This window comes from Pedobacter hiemivivus (assembly GCF_005144565.1).
GTDB lineage: Bacteria > Bacteroidota > Bacteroidia > Sphingobacteriales > Sphingobacteriaceae > Pedobacter > Pedobacter hiemivivus.
The window spans coordinates 109,976-128,894 of record NZ_SWDX01000006.1 but is presented as its reverse complement, the minus strand read 5'-3'; the positions used below and the strand labels follow the sequence as shown (position 1 = coordinate 128,894).

The following is an 18,919-nucleotide window of genomic DNA, read 5'->3' as shown; positions in this document are numbered from 1 at the left end:
ATATGAAGAGACTAATAGTATTGATTACGCTACTCACAGGTATCGGAATAGTGGAGGCCCAGGAACCCCTTTCAAGACCCGAAGAGAACCGGTTCACAAAAGTTGTTTTGCAACAGAAACTCGAAGAACCCATGCAGTTCCAGATTATGGCTGACGGTAAAGTCCTGTATGCTGAGCGTAAAGGCAAACTTAAATTATATGACCCGGTAAAGAAAAAGATGGATGTCATCGCTGAATTTGCAGTAAGCAGGGAATATGTGAGCAAAACCGGCCAGCGGGAAGAAGGTGAGGACGGTTTACAAGGCGTGATCCTGCACCCGGATTATGTAAAAAATCACTGGATATATGTTTTTTATTCCGCAAAAAATGCTTCAGTCAACCGGCTTTCCAGGTTTACCTGGAATGGAGGAAAGCTTAATATGGCAACCGAAAAGAAGATGCTTGATGTGGTAGTACAGCGTGAAGAATGTTGCCATGTTGGTGGAGGAATGGTATTCGATAAAGATAAGAACCTGTTGCTGAGCACGGGTGATAATACCTTTTCCAGGTCATCCGATGGTTTCACACCGATTGATGAAAGGCGCGGAGAAGGAGCCAGGGATGCACAAAAGTCATCTGGCAATACCAACGATCTCAGAGGTAAAATCCTGCGGATACACCCTGAACCAGATGGCACTTATACCATTCCTGAAGGAAACCTGTTTCCGAAAGGAACCCCTAAAACCCGCCCTGAAATCTATACCATGGGAAATAGAAACCCCTGGAGATTAACTGTAGACAGTAAAACAAACTGGCTATATTGGGGTGAAGTAGGTCCTGACGGATCTAACCCTTCTGACCTGAGAGGACCGAGATCCTATGATGAATTTAACCTGGCTAAACAGGCAGGAAATTATGGCTGGCCCTATTTCAACGGAAGAGAAGGCTATCGTTATTATAATTTCGCGACCAAAGAATCGGGTGCATGGTACGATCCCATGAAACCTGTCAATAACTCTCCGAACAATACCGGCATGACTGTCCTTCCAGCAGTCGTTCATCCCCTGATTTGGTATCCCTATGCCGCCAGTTCCGAGTTTCCGGAGATGGGCAGCGGCGGAAGAAGTGCCGTGGGCGGGCCTATATTTCACCAAAGTGATTTTAAAGGAGCAAACCATATATTCCCAGCTTATTACGAAGGGAAATGGCTGATCACGGATTGGGTTAGAGGCTGGATTTTGGCAGTGACTCTGGACAAGGATGGAAACTACGTTTCAATGGAGCGGTTCCTGCCCAACCTGACTTTAAAAGGACCGATAGACATGAAATTTGGCCCTGATGGCAGTCTATACGTGCTGGAATACGGAAACGGCTATTTTCGGGATAACCCTGAAGCAGAATTGATAAAAATTGAATATAACGGCGGGAATCGTAAACCATCTGTACAGGTATCGGCGAATAAGACTGCCGGCGCAGTGCCGATGAAAATTCAGTTGAGTTCAGCAGGCACAAAAGATGCCGACGGAGACTCTTTAATATTCGATTGGAAGATCACCCGCGCTGGGGTACTTAAACAAAGTAGTACTAAAGAAAACCCTGAAATTGCACTTACTGCGCCTGGTGTATACAAAGCAACACTGACAGTGACCGATCCAAGTGGAGCAAAAAATAGTAAATCAGTAGAAATCAGTGCCGGGAATGAAGTTCCGAAAGTGAAATTTAATTTTACCCAGGGGAATTCGAGCTTTTATTTTCCCGGGAATACAATTCGCTATGCCGTGACAGTAACAGATAAAGAAGATGGAAGCTTAACCAATAAGCGGATTCTACCCTCAGCCGTGTCAGTTTCCATTAATTACTTGTCTGAAGGATATGACATGACCGTTATCGCGCAGAAGCAAAATACATTCGACGCATCTGCTCAACACGAACTGGCAAAGGGATTGATTAAGAAAAGTGATTGCAATGCATGTCACGCACTGAACACCAAATCTTTGGGTCCGTCACTTACCCAAGTTGCCTTTAAATACAAAGGAAGCAGCACAGCCCAGAATTTCCTGGTCAAAAAGATTGCTAACGGAGGCTCCGGCGTCTGGGGAGATGCCATGATGCCGCCACATTCTACAATGCCAACTGCTGAAATCAGTGCAATTGTAAAATACATCCTGAGCTTAAGCAACAAAGAAGCCAGTCAGAAAAGTCTACCTGTAACCGGAGTTTATGTGACTAAAGTTCCGGCAAATGCAACGAATAAGGGAAGTTTCATTTTCAGGGCAGCATATAGGGACAGAGGCGCAAATTCTGCTCCTGCCCAGTTAGGAGAAGATATACTTATCCTGAAAAACCCAACCATACCTGTAAACAATGCAGATCAGTCTGCTGAACTGACGTTCAATGACGATCGCAGCATCGCGACTTCAAATAAATCCGGAGCTTACCTGTTGTTGCGGAATATAGATTTAAGCAGTTTAAAAAGTCTGTCAATAAATCCAGGTGCTGAGCGTGCTTCAGGGCAAATCGAAATTCGCACCGGAGCAGTTGATGGCAAACTGATTGGAACAGCTGCATTAGCTGAAGGAAATATCGTAACCACGACATTAATTCCCACAGCTGGCAGACAGAACCTTTACCTGGTGTTTACGCAACCGGGTTTAAAAATAAAAGAATTTACATTCAGTAATCGCTAATTAGCCTCACATCACTGAGAAGAGGAAGGATCTCATGACCCTTCCTCTTTTTCATTTTATAAACCTCACTACAAATCATAGCATTCCCGCTTCGACATTTAGACAAAGAAAATATGACATTTTAAACAAAGTAGCACTGATAAATGATTGGTACATTTGATATAATTTAACTATGAGCAATTGGGTAAAATTGCACTGGTTACAGGAGAAACCAAAGGTTTAAGCCAATTGATGAAAGGCTACTCTATGCTGGAGCAACAGTTGTTATTACGGATAGGAATAAATTAGTCTTATGGCAGAACAATATCGAAATAAATTTACAGACATTGTCTGGTTCGTTACAGAAGATAAATTATTTAAAGATGAGATCATTCTGGAATTTCACTCTTTTGTGAGAATCATTTCCGGTGAAATGAAAGTGATACAGGCTGATAAATCTTATTTATTTGCTGCCGGCGACACACTGTTGTTCCCCCGTAACCAGCTTTCGGCAGTCATTAAGCGGCCTAAAGATGGACGACCTTACAAGGCTGTTGTATTTGGCCTGGCAATTGAACGTTTGAAGACCTATTATACAAAGCATAAATTCTACAGCACCAGCCCTCATGAACAAAAGGTGAAAATTTATGATCCGCACCCGCTATTGGAGAGCTTTTTTGTGTCGTTGCTGCCTTATTTTGATCTCAAGGAAAGACTGCCTGAAGATATTGCAACTATAAAAATGGAAGAAGGTATTTCAATCCTTCGTAGTATTGATAAAGATATAGACAGCCTGTTAACAGATTTCTCTGAACCGGGAAAGATCAGCCTGCCGGATTTTATGGAGAAGAACTATATGTTTAATATGCCGATGAAAAAATTTGCTTACCTAACCGGACGTAGTCTGTCTACATTTAACAGAGACTTTAAAAAAGCCTACCACATTACTCCACAACGATGGCTCACTCAAAAAAGGCTGGAGTTTGCCCATTACACCATCACTAAAAATAATGTGAAGCCAAATGATATCTATTTAGAAGCAGGCTTTGAGAACCTCTCGCATTTTTCTTCTGCCTTTAAGAGGCATTTCGGTTATCCGCCTATAGAACTGGTAAAGTAAATAGCCAAATCGTATACCAGACGGGCTTTGATTACTGGCGGTCTTTAGATTAAGAACATGCTTTTTATGACTTTATGAGTAAAGCAAATTTGACTTTTTAAACAAAGCGAGGAACAATTCGCGTCGCTACCTTTATGTCATAAAATTTATAAAAAATGAGAGCAATAGTCTTGAAAGAAATAGGAGCACCCGAAAACCTTGTATTGGCGGATGTTCCAATACCTGTAATTGCGGATAATGAAGTTCTGTTACAGGTAAAAGCCATTAGCATTAATCCTGTAGATGCATATGTAAGAAGAACAAAGGAGGCACTGGATCAGGTATATGCCTATAAAGGTACCGAAGAATATATTATACTTGGCTGGGACGTTGCGGGCATTGTGACGAAAACGGGCAAAGCAGTAAATAAATTTAAAATTGGCGATGAAGTATTTGGCAACTTCAAATTTTTAGGTCAAGCCAATGCTTACGCTGAATACGTGGCTGCGCCAGAGAAAGAACTGGTATTAAAGCCTGGCAACGTTAGCTTTGAAAGTGCTGCCGGTGCTACTATGGCAGCATTAACTGCATGGGTTTCTATAGTAAACCACGGAAATATAAAAAAGGGCGATAAGATAATTATTCATGGAGCATCAGGTGGCGTAGGACATTATGCCGTACAACTTGCCAAATATTTCGGTGCATATGTCATAGGTGTTGCTTCTGAAGCAAACAAGGAATTTGTACTGGGCTTAGGAGCAGATGAGTTTATTGATTATAAAACACAAAAGTTCGAGGAAATCATTACCGATGCAGATATTGTTCACGATGCAGTTTGGAGTGAGGATTTAAATCATCTCGAGCGTTCTTTGAAAGCGTTAAAAGCAGGCGGAACTTTGTTAAGTTTAGTGATCTACCCAGACGAAGCGTTCAAGGAAAAGGCAAAAAAGGAAAAGAATGTTACCGCTCTGCATATAAGCGTAAGCCCTAATGAAACTTATGAACATGATTTGGAATTTATTGCCGGTTTATTGTCCACAGGAAAAATAAGGACACATGTTTCGCATGTGTTTCCACTAGAGGAAATGCATAAAGCTCATACGATGATACAAACTAAAAATACTGTAGGCAAAATTATCGTTAAACCCTAAAGGGAATCATATATAATATGGGTCGGTATATTCGACCTATATTATATATGTTTTTTTTAAAGACCTGCCCGGATTTTTTCGACTTTTCAGCTGTCTGGTATTTCGGGGGAGGTCAATTTGGATATTTCAGAATGAAGTGGGCAAAATGAATGACGAACTTCCCAGGCTAATGAAAAACTTCTTCCCATTTAATTTAGCGGTGGGTAAAACTATAAAAGCTAATATTATGTAATTGCCATTATTTGTTTATAATTGCATAAGCGTTGAATAGGCTTCGGTTGAAATTCGAGATTGAAACTATTTAGCTTTATTAAAAGTTTGCATTTTTAGCGCATTTATGACAATTTATAGTAAATTTTCAGATGTAGAACTTACGTCCTTTTTAGTAAAGGGGGACCATATGGCATATGAAGAAATCTATAATCGGTATAATGCGTTACTTTATATTCATGCTTATAAAAAGTTAGGTAATCGGGAGCAGGCTCAGGATATAGTTCAGGAAGTTTTTATAACTCTTTGGGCCAAGCATAAGGAGTTGCTTGATATTGTTAATATGGGAGGATTTCTGTACACATGCATATATCATAAAATTCTGGATCTGATTACACATCAGGATATAAACCGCAAACACATCTCTCAACTATCGACATATTTGCGGTCAAAAAATAGTAATACCGATTTTTTAGTGAGAGAAAAGCAGTTGACTGTTATTATTGAACGTGAGATTGCTGCGCTTCCTTCGAAAATGCGTCAGATCTTTGAGCTTAGCCGATTTAAACACATGAGCCATAAAGAAATTGCCGAACAATTGGATGTTAGTGAAGAAACTGTAAAGAAGCAGGTAAAAAATGCGTTAAAAATTCTTCGTAATAAGCTGGGGTTATTTGTTTATTTGGTATTCCTGTTGCGTTTTTAGGTGCCTTAATTCTTTTTAGTTTTTATTATTTTTTTTCTTACCCCTGGTCGATTTTGATTCGTCTTAGTTGTAAATAGTAGGAATTAATTATACCCTATAATTATGATTTACCAAGAATCTGAAGATATACTAGATAGATACCGGAAAGGGACAGCAACTGATGAAGAAATAGTTTTACTGCTTTCTTGGGTACAAGAAATGCAAGAGGTCGAAAATCCGACATTCACTATTGAGGAATTGGAGTCGAATAAATTCGAAATGTGGCAAAAAATAGTGGACACGAATAAGCGCAAATCCAAGAAATTGTGGCCAATAATTGCCGTTGCAGCTTCCTTTGCCATTACGATCAGTGCCGGACTTTACTTTTATGGAAATTCTACCAGAGAATTCAGCTTAAATGATGTTCCTCCTGGAAAAAATACGGCAACACTTACTTTATCTAATGGCAGCAAGCTCGATTTATCAGATGTAGTAAATGGAAAATTAGCCACACAACATGGCGTTACGATCTCTAAAATCAATGAGGGGGAATTGCGTTATCAAACGCAAGTAGAAAAACCAGGCCTTAAACCAGAATACAACAGTCTTTCTACAGCCAATGGACAACAATATGAATTGGTGTTGCCTGATCAGACTAAGGTTTGGTTGAATTCCACTTCCGTTCTCAAATTTCCAACTTCGTTCGCAGGATTAAAAAACCGTACGGTTGAGCTTTCCGGAGAAGCGTACTTTGAAGTTTCTAAAGATCAAGAACATCCATTTATGGTTAAAACAGAAAAACAGCTTGTAGTTGTACTTGGAACACATTTTAACCTGAGTAGTTATGCAGATGAACAGGTTACGACTACCACATTGTTGGAAGGCTCAGTGAAAGTAATGTCAGTATTCAATAGGATCGCTCAAACCATCAAGCCAGGCGAAAAAGCAATCAATACAGGTGATTCAATATCCGTTGAAACAGCAAATTTACAGCAGGCAACAGCTTGGAAAAATGGTTTTTTCCGTTTCACAGATGAAAGCCTGGAAAGTATCATGAAACAAATTTCCAGGTGGTATGACGTCAAAGTTGTTTACCAGGGGAACCGCAAAGATTTTGCAACCCTCACTTTTCTGGGGGTAATATCCCGGGACAAAAACCTCTCGACTGTTCTGAAAACTATAGAGAGAACAGATAAAGTCCGCTTTACGGTAAAAGGGAAGATTATTACTGTCCAACTAAAAAATTAAAACCCGCTCGAGAAATAGTCAATTATCAACAAACTAACCAACCAACTAGATGAAAAAGAAAGAAAAAGATCCTTAAAGGCGGGACAAATTCTGATCAAAAACAGGAGCGCTTGGAACGCTCCTGAATAAACCGATCAATGAAATGTGAATTAACAACATTCTAAAATTGCTGTGAAGTGACATTGCCCGATGAAAGGAAGGCACTTCCAGCTTAATCAGTATTCAAATGTATAAAAATTTTACAAAACCCCTTTGTAGGCTTTTGGGCTACAAGGAGAAATCTCTTCGGATGTTAACCCTTGTTAATTTACAGGATGTGAAACGACCGCGGAAAGGGTTGAATCTTATTCTAGCAATGAAATTAATAGCGGTATTATTATTAACCGGAATGGTACATGTCAGCGCTGCGACCCTGGCGCAAAAAATAACCATTAACCGGAAGCATGTAAGAATTGAAAATGTGCTCGAAGAAATCGGAAAACAGAGTGGTTATAATTTTTTTTTAGATGTAAAAGCCCTGAAAAATACAAAGCCCATATCCATTAATGTAAACAATGTATCAATCGAAGAAGTTTTAAATCAGATTTTAAAAGGGCAGCCATTGGCTTTTACTATCGAAGATAAAATTGTCGTGATAAAAGAGAAGGAGGTTTCTTTTCTTGACAGGCTCGTTAGTCACTTCAATGATATTGATGTCAGGGGCACTATCCAGGATCAAAACGGTAAGGCTTTACGGGGGGCAACGGTGACAATAAAAGGAACCAAACGTTATATTTCGACAGATGAAGAAGGTAAATTTTCATTAACTGGAGTTGATGAAAAGGCAATTCTTGTAATTTCTTTTGTTGGCTATAAAACAAAGGAAATTCCTGCCTCAAGTGTGAAAGGGCAGCTAACAATAAGCTTAGAATTGACCACTTCCAATCTTAAGGAAGTTGAGGTAACTACTGCATATGGCATAGTCCGCAGTAAAAAAGAGTTAGGCTATTCTGTTGCAAAAGTGACTGGAGAAGAAATTAACAAGGCAAACAGCGGAAATATACTGAATGGCTTGGTGGGAAAGGTTTCTGGTCTTAACATCATGACGCAAAGTTCTGAGATGTCACCCAAAATGAGGGTATTATTAAGGGGAATTCGTTCTTTTGGACAGTCGAGTAATAATCAGCCTTTGTTTGTGTTTAATGGTGCCCCACTATCCTTTGGTTCTGATGGGGAGTCGGCAGAACGTGCGATTGAATTTATCAATAATTTAAATCCCGCAGATATTGAAGATGTTACCGTGTTGAAAGGTGCCAATGGGACGGCAATGTATGGTCCTGAAGGGGTTAATGGGGTGATTCTAATCACTACAAAAAAGATAAAACAAGGTGAATTGGCTGTAAATGCAAGGGTAAATTCTTCCTATACGCGGATGGATTTTAGGCAAAGAACAGATCAGCGCACTTTTGGGGTTGGAGATGATGTCAGCTTTTTTGGTGGAAAGTCTGCTGAAAGCTGGGGGCCCGCCTATGATGGCAGGATCATTTCTATAGGCTATCCTGACAAAAATGGAGAGTTTCAGAAAGTACCTTATAAGGATCTGGACGACCGTTATAACTTTTTTAATGTTGCAAGATCCACCCGTACCAATGTTTCACTTGCACAGGGAGATGCCACATCTTCATTTTACCTTGGCCTTGGACATGTAGACCAAACTGGTTTATTACCTGGAGATAAGCAAAATCAGACTACCGTTCTGTTTAATTCCACTAAAAAATTGGGAAAGAATGCGGATTTTCAGGTCAACATCAATTATTCAAAAATGGCTAGCGACAGGGGAGGTGATGTAACCAATAAGGTTTTAAATACACCAAGCTTTATTCCTTTGCTAAGTTACAAGGACTACAAAAATTCTTATTGGGGTGGACTGGATAATTACTGGTCAGGTACTAATCCTTATGCTTCACTCGATTTGAGCAGGCAAAAAACAACAGACAATACTTTTACGGGTAGTTTTATAGCTAATGTAAAGGTGTTGCCCTGGCTTAGTGTTAAGGACCAGGTGTCACTCAATTATTGGGGTAGAAACCAGAAGAAGAATGCTGCTCCTGTAGTATTTTCTGATTTTGCAAGAGTAGATCCTTTTAAGGCACATGACGCTGAACCAAAAACCGAGGATTACCTGGGTACTACTTTAGGTTTCAATAATGATCTTTTATTGACTGCTATACATAAAACAGGTGACTTTTTGATCCGTGCAAACTTGGGGAATACTATCCGGGATAATTTTGAAAAGCAATTAAAAACTAACGCTACCTTAGTTATACCTGTTTATAACAACATCTTTTCCCGTTCTGATTTTGGTATTGGCTCAGACGAGGTAACCAGACAAACCAGGAGTATTTCCTTATTAGGGAATGTTTCCCTGGGTTATAAGGATAAGATATTCCTTGAACTGACCGGTCGTAATGAATGGGATTCTAAAAGAGCAAAGATAGCGCGGGGGAAAGACTTTTATTTTGGTGCAAATACTTCCCTGGTGTTGAAGGAAATAGTTCCGTTGTTAAAAGAACAAGCCTGGTTGAGTAATTTTAGGTTAAGGTTGTCGGCAACACATACAGCCAACATGAACATTGAACCCAATCAAAGTGAAAGGATTTTAAATCTGACCTTCCCTTATCCATTTACCAATCCAAGTACGGGTAAATCTCTTCTTGGTTACGGTATTTTGACCAATCCAAATCCAAATATTAAACCTGAAAAGGTATTTTCACAGGAGTATGGTTTGGAAATGGGGTTTCTTGAAAACCGAATTCGTTTTGACGGAGCTTATTATAACCAGGTCAATAACGGGGTAATTATGCAGGTTGGCGTTCCAAGCTGGAGTGGGTACCCTGATCTGGACAATGCGGGCAGGTTTAGAAATACAGGCTGGGAGTTTGATCTTGGGCTTAATCCATTGGTTGAATTTGGTGAGGACATTAATATTTCTTTATCAGGCCGCTTTTCTATCAATAAGAATAAGGTGCTGGAAGTTTCTGATATCTACAATGGAACTTTCATTGCAAGGGACCCTAGCGGAAATGCATTTTATGCAAGGGTAGGTCATTCTGCATTTGAGTTTCCGGTTACTGACTTTAAAAGAGACCCGGAAGGAAGGGTAATTGTAGATAAAAGCACGGGCATGCCTACTGTTGATTATCAAAATCCAAAAATAATGGGCAAAACATTACCAGTATATCAAGGTGGTGTTACACTTAATTTTACTTACAAGAGATTTTCATTAAGTACACAGGCGGATTATTCTGCAGGAAATGATCACGGCTTTGGTTCTTCTACCATAATACAAGGTACCAGCGCGCTTACGCTGCTCAATAACAGGGAGGTATTTGTATTCCCTAATTCTGTGATAGAAGACAGTCCTGGTCATTTTGTGAAAAATACAAATGTTGCTGTATCTAATGCAGGCAAGGAGCTTTTCTCCAAGTTTGCTGATGCGACTGTTCATTCTATTTCCAGTGCCAATTATTGGAAGATCCGCGAAATTGCCCTGCAATATGAGATGCCGATAAAATCTAAATTAGTCAAGAGAATGGCTGGTAGTATTTATGCCCGTGATCTTTTCTCTTTTTATCCGCATTCGAATATCTATGGCGACCCTGTATCGAGTAATGGTCCGGGACTTAAGACTAATCAGAACCAGGCCATTGGTCAAAGGCAACCAAGCCAGTCTAACAATGTTAGCGGAAGTGCTGCAGATACCAATGTTACCCCTGGGACAATTATTTATGGATTTACTTTTGGTTTATCATTTTAATCATTTAAAATTCAAAGAACATGAAACGAACTTATAAAATTATTATTATTTCAACCATTCTGATGAGTTCATTACTTCATAGTGGTTGTAAAAAAGGTTGGCTGGATGTAAATTATAATCCCCGTGAGTTAACTAATACCAATGCTACTCCGAACCTGATTTTACCACCTTTGCTGGAAGCGGCGGCTGCTATTCCATCCGATTTTGAAATACTTTCGATGTGGTTGGGTTATTGGGCAGGGCCTGCTTTGCCACCGGCATTGAATCTTACTAATTATACCAATATACCCAGTGGAAGCGTTCCAAGCCAGACGCTTCCTTTCCTGGAAGATAAAGCTACTGCTTTAGGACAGGATTTCTATTTGGGTATTGCGAAAGTACTGCGCGCCATAGCATGGAGCAGGTGTGTAGATAAATTGAATGATGTGCCGTATTCTGAAGCTTTTAAGCAATCTATTTTAAGACCTAAGTACGATGATGGAAAGTCTATTTACGAAGACCTGATGAAGCAACTGACTGCAGCAAGCGGATTGATAAAGAATGCGGAAGTTTCAAAGAATGAAAAGATAGCAGACGCAGATATTATGTTTCATGGGGATAAAGTAAAGTGGCTTCAATTTATCAATACGCTAAAGCTTCGCTTGCTGATCCACCAGGCTAACCGTTTGGAAAGAGCTGCTTATATTGCCAGTGAAATTCAGACGATAAAGGATCAGGGGTCCGGTTTTTTACCCATGGGAGTTGACGGTGCAGTGAACCCTGGCTGGAGTTTAACCATTAAAGTTTCTCTTTATTATGGATTATATTCGAGCAGTAATAACAGAGGCGGATCCAGGGGCGATCTTTTTTCAGGGATAAATAGTGTTGATCTTGCACATGCGAATGAATATGGGCTTAATTTATTAAAGGAAGATAATGATCCACGTATAGGATTTATCTATTCTTCAGTTGATAAAATTTTACCTATAGGTGCTCCAGATCCATTTCCTCAGCCAGGTCCTGACACATTTAGAGGCAGTAGGTTTGGATTGCCAATTAACTCTTTTCAATATCCTTACCAAAACAGACAATACCTCTCGGCAGTTGGAGGTTCTCGTAATACAGATGTAGTATCTGCTACCTCTGCAGGAATTATTAAAGGTAACAATATGGATGCCTGGGTAATTACGAGTGTAGAGAATGCCTTTTTACAGGCTGAAGCAGTTTTCCGTGGTTGGTTGTCGGGTGATCCGGAACAAACCTATAAAACAGCATTGAGGGAATCTTTCAGGTGGCTCAATGTTGGTGGAAACAGCAATAATCCTGCACTTTCGGATGCTATTTTTGATCGATGGTACGCTGAACAAGTCAGCAATCAGCGTGTAAACTGGTCTGCTGCTCCAGATAAATATAAACTGATTATGTTTCAGAAATATATGGCATTGAATGGAATTGATCCGATAGAAAGCTGGGTAGATTACAGGAGGAATGGACGTTTTCCCAATGTTCCGGTTTCAGTTGATCCGACAAGAATTGGGAATACAGTGCCCATCCGGTTTGTATATACCAATGATGAGATCATCACCAATGAAGCAAATGTGAAAGCGCTAGGTGAAATAAACATGTTTACAGGTAAAATCTGGTGGATGCCTTAATCTTTAAAAATGAACGCAATGAAAACTTATATATTGATGCTGCTTATGGCCTGCGTGCTAAGCAGCTGTCTTAAAACTGATGACGGTATTTTAGATTACCGAGGCATAGAACCTTTAGTCATTAATCCAAAAGCTAACTTTCCCTCGAAAGCAATTTTTGCAGCTCCGGCTATAGACAGTGCATTTGGGGTAACTAAGTTAAACTTAAGGGCCAAGTATTCCTTTCAAATGCCTGCGCCACGAGCGCTTAAAGTAACTTTTGTGCGTAATGATGCTTTAATTACCCAGTATAATCTGGTCAACGGTACCAATTATCTGCCTTTACCTACCGATAGTTATGAAATGAGTGGGACGCAAGTGGTTATTGAAGCCGGTTCGCAAGAAGGAGTACTTCCTATAAAAGTGCTTCCTGCTAAAATCAGTGGTGCAAATAAATATATTATTGCCTTTTCCTTATCGGATGCAGATGGGGTGAATATTGCAGAGAATTTTAAAAGTATTGTTTATACGCTAAAAGGCCAGTAAATACGAACTATCCACGAGGGGGTCTAATGAAGACGCTCTAATTTTTAATTACAAATATGAAACTAATGAAACTACAGAAATTACTGTTAATAGCTGTTCTATGCCTGTTTTCGGCAGCTTTTAATAAATCCTATGCCCAGCAATTGCTACTTGCGCCAGAAGTGGTTACCGGCAAACTACCCAATGGTTTTACCTATTATGTACAGAAGAACAGTAATCAGAAAAAACGGGTAACGTTATACCTTGCTAATAAGGTGGGGTCTATACTCGAAACGGAAGAACAGCGTGGTCTGGCGCACTTTATGGAGCATATGAGTTTTAAGGGCAGTACACATTTTCCAGCCGCTACCCTGGTCGATTTCCTGGAAAAGACCGGTGTCCGCTTTGGGGCAGATCTTAATGCCTATACTTCTTTTGATGAAACTGTTTACCAGCTGCCTATTCCTATTGATAATCCGGAAATGTTAAATAAGGGCTTGCAGGTAATTCGCGACTGGGCGGCAGAAGCAATCCTTGATCCTATTGAAATTGACAAGGAACGTGGGGTTGTACTCGAAGAAAAACGGTTAAGAAATGGTGCGCAGCAGAGAATTCAACAGCAAATTTTCCCTTATATGGTTAACCATTCCAGATATGCAGAACGTGATCCCATAGGTACAGAAGAAGTACTTAAAAATTTTAAACCTGAAACTATTCTTTCTTTTTATAAAGACTGGTATAGACCCGATTTACAGGCCATTATAGTGGTTGGAGATGTGGATGTTAAAGACATGGTACAGCGCATACAAAAACTGTTTTCTGATCTGAAGGCTCCAGCAGCGCCTAAACCAAGACCAGATTATAAGATAGAATTGAGTGGTAAAAATCAATTCCTGGCCGTTACGGATAAAGAAGTTCAAGGAACGAGTATGCAGATTATGATCAAGCATCCGCATAAAAAATTGCTTACTCATGCCGACTATCTGGATTACATTAAAAAGAATCTTTTTAACCAGGTTTTGGCAGCTCGTTTTCAATCCATTTCACAAAAGAACGCCAGCCGTTATATTGGTGTAGCGGTAGGACTTGCGCCATTGATGGCAAATGTTGAAGCTTTTAGCGCAAATATATCTGCAAGACCGGGTGAACTGGAAAAAGGGTTTGCTACATTCTGGACGGAGATAAGTAAAATAAAAAACCAGGGTTTTACAGCTGCTGAGCTGGACCTTGCCAAGATGCAATATCTTAATGGTATGCAGGCTATGGCAAATGAGGCTGATAAAAAACAGTCTGCGCAATTTGCTCAGGAATATGTTCGTCATTTTATTCAGGGGAATGCAATTCCAGGCATAGCTAAAGAGGCCGCGCTTACTGAGGCTTACTTACCTACTATTAGCCTTGGACATATCAACCAATTGGCAAAACAATACATCATTGATGTAAATAGGGACGTAATTATTGTTGCACCTGAAACTGCAAAAGCGAGCTTGCCTGATGAGCAACAAGTAAATGCTTGGTTTGAAAAGTATGAAACGGTAGTTACCCCTACTGCTAGTGCGAACGAGGAGAAAGCTGCGCAGGCAATCGCTAAAATACCGATGATTGCTGTTTCGCCAGTTAAAGGCAAAGTAATTTCTACTACGAAAATTAATGAGCTGAATATTACTGAACTAAAATTGAGCAATGGTGTAAAGGTAATCTTAAAGCCCACTACCTTTAAGAATGATGAGATCAGCTTTACTGCGTTTAGTCCAGGTGGTACCTCTATATATTCTGATGCTGACTTCCAGACTGCTTCAAATGCTACTTCACTAATTGTGGAAGGTGGTGTAGGAGATTTTAATTCAGAAACATTAAGGCAAAAGCTTAGTGGTAAGCAAGCTGGAGTAAGTCCGTTTATAGGGGAGCGTATAGAGGGAATATCTGGTTACAGCAGTGTGAAAGATCTGGAAACGGCGCTGCAGCTTACTTACTTGTATTTTACTGAGCCACGTAAAGATACTGCTGCCTTTAATGCAACAATCAGCAGAGCAAGAGCTACATTGGCAAATCCTGTAAACACTCCTGAAAAGCTGTTTAGCGATACTTTGAATGCAGTGCTGAGCAATTACCATTTACGTAGGAAGTCTGCTGAATTAGCAGATCTGGAAAAGGTTAATCTGGACAGGGCTTTTGAAATTTATAAAGATCGCTTTAGTGACGCGTCTGACTTTACGTTTATAATTGTAGGTAATTTTGATCTTGCAAAAATCAAACCATTGTTAGTGCAGTATCTGGGTTCACTTCCTGCTTTGGGCCGTAAGGAAAGTGCAAAAGATCTGGGTATAAATATTCCATCAGGTGTCATTAAAAAAACTGTTTATGGTGGTTCTGAGGACAAAGCTACTGTACAGTTGATTATTAGTGGTGACTACCAGTATAGTGAGGCAAATAACCTGCAGCTTCAGGCTATTAAACAGGTACTTGAATTGAGAATGCTGGAAAGGTTAAGAGAAAAAGAAGGAGGTGTTTACTCTCCAGGTGTATCTTTAAATGTGAGCCATACGCCAAAAACACGGTATGCTTTCGGGATTTCTTTTGGCTGTTCTCCTGCAAATGTAGAAATGCTGATTGCTGCAGTTTGGGAAGAGATTGCTAAAATTAAGGCCGAAGGAGCATTGCCGGAAGATCTGGCTAAGTTTATTGCTGAGAAGAAAGTGGGACTTAAAAATTCATTGGAAACCAATGGTTTCTGGCTTAACTACTTGAGCAATCAATACCAGGAACAGCTTGACCCTAAAGAAATACTGCATTACAATAAAAATCTTGAGGGGTTAAATTCAGCACAGCTTAAAACAGCAATCAATACTTATCTAGATAGTAAGAATTACATTCGTGTGGTCCTGATGCCTGAAGGCCAACAGCTTATTAAATAGATTTTTTAACCTTCAAATGTTCTAGCGGACTTCTAGGTACCCTTCCGTAAGTGCGAAAGCGCGTGTTTTTTAAAACACGCGCTTTTTTATTCTTATTTAAACAGATAAGTGAGGAATATACTCCGTGGAATGTATTGAAAAAACAGAACGAACTGGACAAAACAACTAATGGTACACCCTAAACGGGAATTTGTATCATACATTCCTCCTTTTGTATAAAGGTACCGCTGCATTGCTGCGGTACCTTTACATCATCAAAAAATATATACTGATGAAAAAGACAATTTTAATAACCGGAGCTTCACGCGGATTCGGAAAAATATGGGCAGAAGCCTTTTTAAAACGTGGCGACAATGTAATTGCTACTGCTAGAAATATTGACTCCTTAAAGGATTTAGCAGAAGCATATGGAAGTTCGGTGCTTACCCTTGAGTTGGATGTAACTGACAGGACACAAACTTTTGAGGTCCTTGGTAAAGCGCATGCTCATTTTGGTGTACTGGATGTGGTAATTAACAATGCGGGCTATGGTCTGTTTGGTACAATTGAAGAAGCCTCTGAACAGGAAGCGCGGGAGCAGTTTGAAGCTAATGTTTTTGGTACTTTGTGGGTGAGTCAGGCCGCAATACCGTTGATGAGAAACCAGGGGCATGGACATATCATTCAGGTATCCAGTGTTTTGGGCATAGCTTCAATTCCGAACCTGGGTCTGTACAATGCTTCGAAATGGGCTGTTGAAGCCATGAGTGAAGCGATGGCAGCAGAGATAAAGGCTTTCGGAATTCATACGACCTTAGTAGAGCCGATTGGATACTCTACTGACTGGTCTGGCGCTTCGGCTGTACATAGCAAACCTATTGATGTTTATGATGGCTTGCGAGCTGTGGTGTACGAAGAATTGAAAAATATGCCCTTCGGTAATCCGGATGCTACTGCCGATGCGATCTTAAAAGTTGTGGATGAGGAAGTGCCTCCTCTTCGTATTTTCTTCGGTAAGACTGCATTGCCTTGGATAAACCAGGTTTACGCGGATCGGTTAAGCCAGTGGGAAGCATGGAATGAAGTATCGGTGGCAGCACACGGTTAAGTAAATTTAAAGACAGTTTTAAGAAAAATCTATGTTGTTTGACGTAGGTTTTTCTTATTTTGTAAGTATAGGGCTATGAAACATTTTAGAACAATTAGTGAATTATACAGTTTAAATGGCTTTCCGCCACCGGAAAACCCTTTGTTAGGCCTGATTACCTGTTCGCAGTTAAACGCCTGTTCGCTTGCTTATAGTGAGTTTACAAGCGATTTTTATATGATTGCGCTTAAAAAAATGAAGTCGGGTACCTTTCTTTATGGTAAAACAAAATATGACCACGATAACGGCTCTCTATCTTTTGTAAAGCCAAGGCAGATTATTAAGCTCGAAAATATTGAACTGGAAGAAGAAGGTTTTATCATTTATATCCATGAGGATTTTTTGCTGAACCATGCGCTTCATGCGGAAATCAAAAAGTATGGGTATTTCGATTATGAAGTAAATGAAGCTTTGCATTTGTCGCCCAAAGAGGAGGAGATCATCTGGGATTTGTATCGCAAAATTCAGGGAGAATACAACAACAACCAGGATGAGTATACCAAAGACATCATGATTACTCATATTGACTCTATCCTGAAATATGCACAGCGGTTTTACAAGCGACAGTTTTTAAACCGGAATGTATTTTCCGGAACCATTATTTCTAAGTTCAACGATACTTTAAAGGCGTATTTTGAAAGTGGAAATCTGGAAAAGGAGGGACTGCCAACTGTTAAATATATGGCGGAGCAATTGAGTATTTCGGCTCGTTATTTAAGTGATCTGCTTAAACAGGAGACAGGTAAGGCAGCTTTGGATCACATCCACCTTTTCTTAATTAATGAGGCTAAAAATATATTGATGAGTACGGATAATACGGTTGCGCAAACTGCTTATCAGCTGGGCTTTGAAAATCCTCCTTATTTTTCAAGGCTGTTTAAGAAGGAAGTCGGTCTTACTCCGGTTCAATATAGGGAACAGTTTTTGAATTAAAATAAAACTATGTGGTATCAAACCCGCTCGCCCATGCCATGTTGACACGGACGAGCTAGTTGGTTTAGTACACTACGTTTCCATATTTGCCAGCATGAAAATCATGATAGGCCTCGGCAATTTCTTGCTCGGTGTTCATTACAAATGGGCCCCGTGCTACAACAGGCTCTGTATATTCTGCTCCGCCGAAGAGAATGATATCGATAGCTGATTGTGAAGTGTTGAAGATCTCAATTGTTCCCCGGTCCTTATCAAATTTAATGAAGTCGCCAGCGTTGAACCGGGTTTCGTTGATACTCGCGCCAGATTGCAAAAGAAATGCAGCATATTCTAGCTTTTCTTCCGTTTGCAGAACAAACTGTTTTCCAGCCTTCAAATTTACATGAAATAGAAATTGCTCGGAATAGCTGGGAATCTTAGAGACCATATTTCCATATGCTCCCGCAACAACTTTTATCCAACCGCTGTCCTCAGTCAGCTCCTGGTATGGAATTTCTGATGCCTGAACAGCCATATATTCGGGCTCTTCTTTTTTGGTTTTCGCAGGCAGGTTTATCCAGAACTGGAAGCCGTGTATGTAAGGACTTTTTGTTTTGGAATCTACATTCAATGTTTCGTCATGTATGATGCCATTAGCTGCCTTCATCCATTGTGCACCACCTGAGTATATGGTTGCCCGGTTGCCGCGACTGTCAAAATGTTCAGCTTCTCCCTGTAGTACGTAGGTCAATGTTGCAATGCCGCGGTGAGGATGGGCTTTACCCTCGTTGGCCCTCATTACCTCCTTTTTAACAACTGGCAAAACGTGGTCGAGAAAAACAAAAGGCCCAACCTTATTGGCATATCTGTTGGGCAAAACCCTGTTGATCACGATTTCACCAATATCAGCCCTTTCTCCTTGGACGTATGAAATTATCTGCTTTTTCATTTCTGGATCTATTAAATTATTTACTGTACAATAATAGACCAAGCA

At 40.1% G+C, this 18,919-nt stretch carries 12 protein-coding genes; 11 read left to right on the top strand and 1 reads right to left on the bottom strand.

Annotated elements, in window-relative coordinates; all coding sequences use genetic code 11:
• The first annotated feature begins 2 nt into the window (after positions 1-2).
• From FBD94_RS16470 to FBD94_RS16420, 11 genes are all read left to right on the top strand, one after another.
• Complete coding sequence (locus FBD94_RS16470) at positions 3-2,666, top strand: PQQ-dependent sugar dehydrogenase (protein ID WP_136881003.1); 2,664 nt, start codon at positions 3-5, stop codon at positions 2,664-2,666.
• Positions 2,667-2,958: 292 nt separating this feature from the next.
• Entirely contained in the window at positions 2,959-3,765 is an 807-nt protein-coding gene (locus FBD94_RS16465) for a helix-turn-helix domain-containing protein (protein WP_136881002.1), read from the top strand.
• A 155-nt stretch (positions 3,766-3,920) separates the two neighbouring features.
• Positions 3,921-4,895, top strand: a complete 975-nt coding sequence (locus FBD94_RS16460; RefSeq protein WP_136881001.1) for an NADP-dependent oxidoreductase — start codon at positions 3,921-3,923, stop codon at positions 4,893-4,895.
• A gap of 400 nt (positions 4,896-5,295) precedes the next feature.
• The gene (locus FBD94_RS16455) at positions 5,296-5,811 is read left to right on the top strand and encodes an RNA polymerase sigma-70 factor (protein ID WP_235884518.1); all 516 of its coding nucleotides are present in this window, start codon (positions 5,296-5,298) and stop codon (positions 5,809-5,811) included.
• Between the two features lie 102 nt (positions 5,812-5,913).
• A complete protein-coding gene (locus FBD94_RS16450; protein WP_136881000.1) occupies positions 5,914-7,038 on the top strand; it encodes a FecR family protein in 1,125 nt (374 codons plus the stop codon).
• A gap of 355 nt (positions 7,039-7,393) precedes the next feature.
• A complete protein-coding gene (locus FBD94_RS16445; protein ID WP_169472332.1) occupies positions 7,394-10,834 on the top strand; it encodes a SusC/RagA family TonB-linked outer membrane protein in 3,441 nt (1,146 codons plus the stop codon).
• 20 nt (positions 10,835-10,854) lie between these two features.
• Complete coding sequence (locus FBD94_RS16440; protein WP_136880998.1) at positions 10,855-12,468, top strand: SusD/RagB family nutrient-binding outer membrane lipoprotein; 1,614 nt, start codon at positions 10,855-10,857, stop codon at positions 12,466-12,468.
• A gap of 18 nt (positions 12,469-12,486) precedes the next feature.
• Positions 12,487-12,993 (top strand): DUF1735 domain-containing protein, encoded by a 507-nt coding sequence (locus FBD94_RS16435; RefSeq protein ID WP_169472331.1) that lies wholly within the window; start codon positions 12,487-12,489, stop codon positions 12,991-12,993.
• 65 nt (positions 12,994-13,058) lie between these two features.
• The gene (locus FBD94_RS16430; RefSeq protein WP_136880996.1) at positions 13,059-15,887 is read left to right on the top strand and encodes a M16 family metallopeptidase; all 2,829 of its coding nucleotides are present in this window, start codon (positions 13,059-13,061) and stop codon (positions 15,885-15,887) included.
• 271 nt (positions 15,888-16,158) lie between these two features.
• Positions 16,159-16,974 carry an SDR family NAD(P)-dependent oxidoreductase gene (locus FBD94_RS16425; RefSeq protein ID WP_136880995.1) on the top strand — a complete coding sequence of 272 codons (816 nt, stop codon included), beginning with the start codon at positions 16,159-16,161 and terminating at the stop codon, positions 16,972-16,974.
• Between the two features lie 75 nt (positions 16,975-17,049).
• On the top strand, positions 17,050-17,946 hold the full coding sequence (locus tag FBD94_RS16420) for a helix-turn-helix domain-containing protein (RefSeq protein ID WP_136880994.1): 897 nt from the start codon (positions 17,050-17,052) through the stop codon (positions 17,944-17,946).
• A 64-nt stretch (positions 17,947-18,010) separates the two neighbouring features.
• On the opposite strand, the gene FBD94_RS16415 is transcribed toward FBD94_RS16420, so the two are convergent.
• On the bottom strand, positions 18,011-18,874 hold the full coding sequence (locus FBD94_RS16415) for a pirin family protein (protein WP_136880993.1): 864 nt from the start codon (positions 18,872-18,874) through the stop codon (positions 18,011-18,013).
• Positions 18,875-18,919: the final 45 nt, after the last annotated feature.

Excerpts from the sequence above, each read along its gene's own strand:
- FBD94_RS16470 (WP_136881003.1), top strand. The coding sequence starts at position 3 with ATGAAGAGACTAATAGTATTGATTACGCTACTCACAGGTATCGGAATA.
- FBD94_RS16465 (WP_136881002.1), top strand. The coding sequence starts at position 2,959 with ATGGCAGAACAATATCGAAATAAATTTACAGACATTGTCTGGTTCGTT.
- FBD94_RS16460 (WP_136881001.1), top strand. The coding sequence starts at position 3,921 with ATGAGAGCAATAGTCTTGAAAGAAATAGGAGCACCCGAAAACCTTGTA.
- FBD94_RS16455 (WP_235884518.1), top strand. The coding sequence starts at position 5,296 with ATGGCATATGAAGAAATCTATAATCGGTATAATGCGTTACTTTATATT.
- FBD94_RS16450 (WP_136881000.1), top strand. The coding sequence starts at position 5,914 with ATGATTTACCAAGAATCTGAAGATATACTAGATAGATACCGGAAAGGG.
- FBD94_RS16445 (WP_169472332.1), top strand. The coding sequence starts at position 7,394 with ATGAAATTAATAGCGGTATTATTATTAACCGGAATGGTACATGTCAGC.
- FBD94_RS16440 (WP_136880998.1), top strand. The coding sequence starts at position 10,855 with ATGAAACGAACTTATAAAATTATTATTATTTCAACCATTCTGATGAGT.
- FBD94_RS16435 (WP_169472331.1), top strand. The coding sequence starts at position 12,487 with ATGAAAACTTATATATTGATGCTGCTTATGGCCTGCGTGCTAAGCAGC.
- FBD94_RS16430 (WP_136880996.1), top strand. The coding sequence starts at position 13,059 with ATGAAACTACAGAAATTACTGTTAATAGCTGTTCTATGCCTGTTTTCG.
- FBD94_RS16425 (WP_136880995.1), top strand. The coding sequence starts at position 16,159 with ATGAAAAAGACAATTTTAATAACCGGAGCTTCACGCGGATTCGGAAAA.
- FBD94_RS16420 (WP_136880994.1), top strand. The coding sequence starts at position 17,050 with ATGAAACATTTTAGAACAATTAGTGAATTATACAGTTTAAATGGCTTT.
- FBD94_RS16415 (WP_136880993.1), bottom strand. The coding sequence starts at position 18,874 with ATGAAAAAGCAGATAATTTCATACGTCCAAGGAGAAAGGGCTGATATT.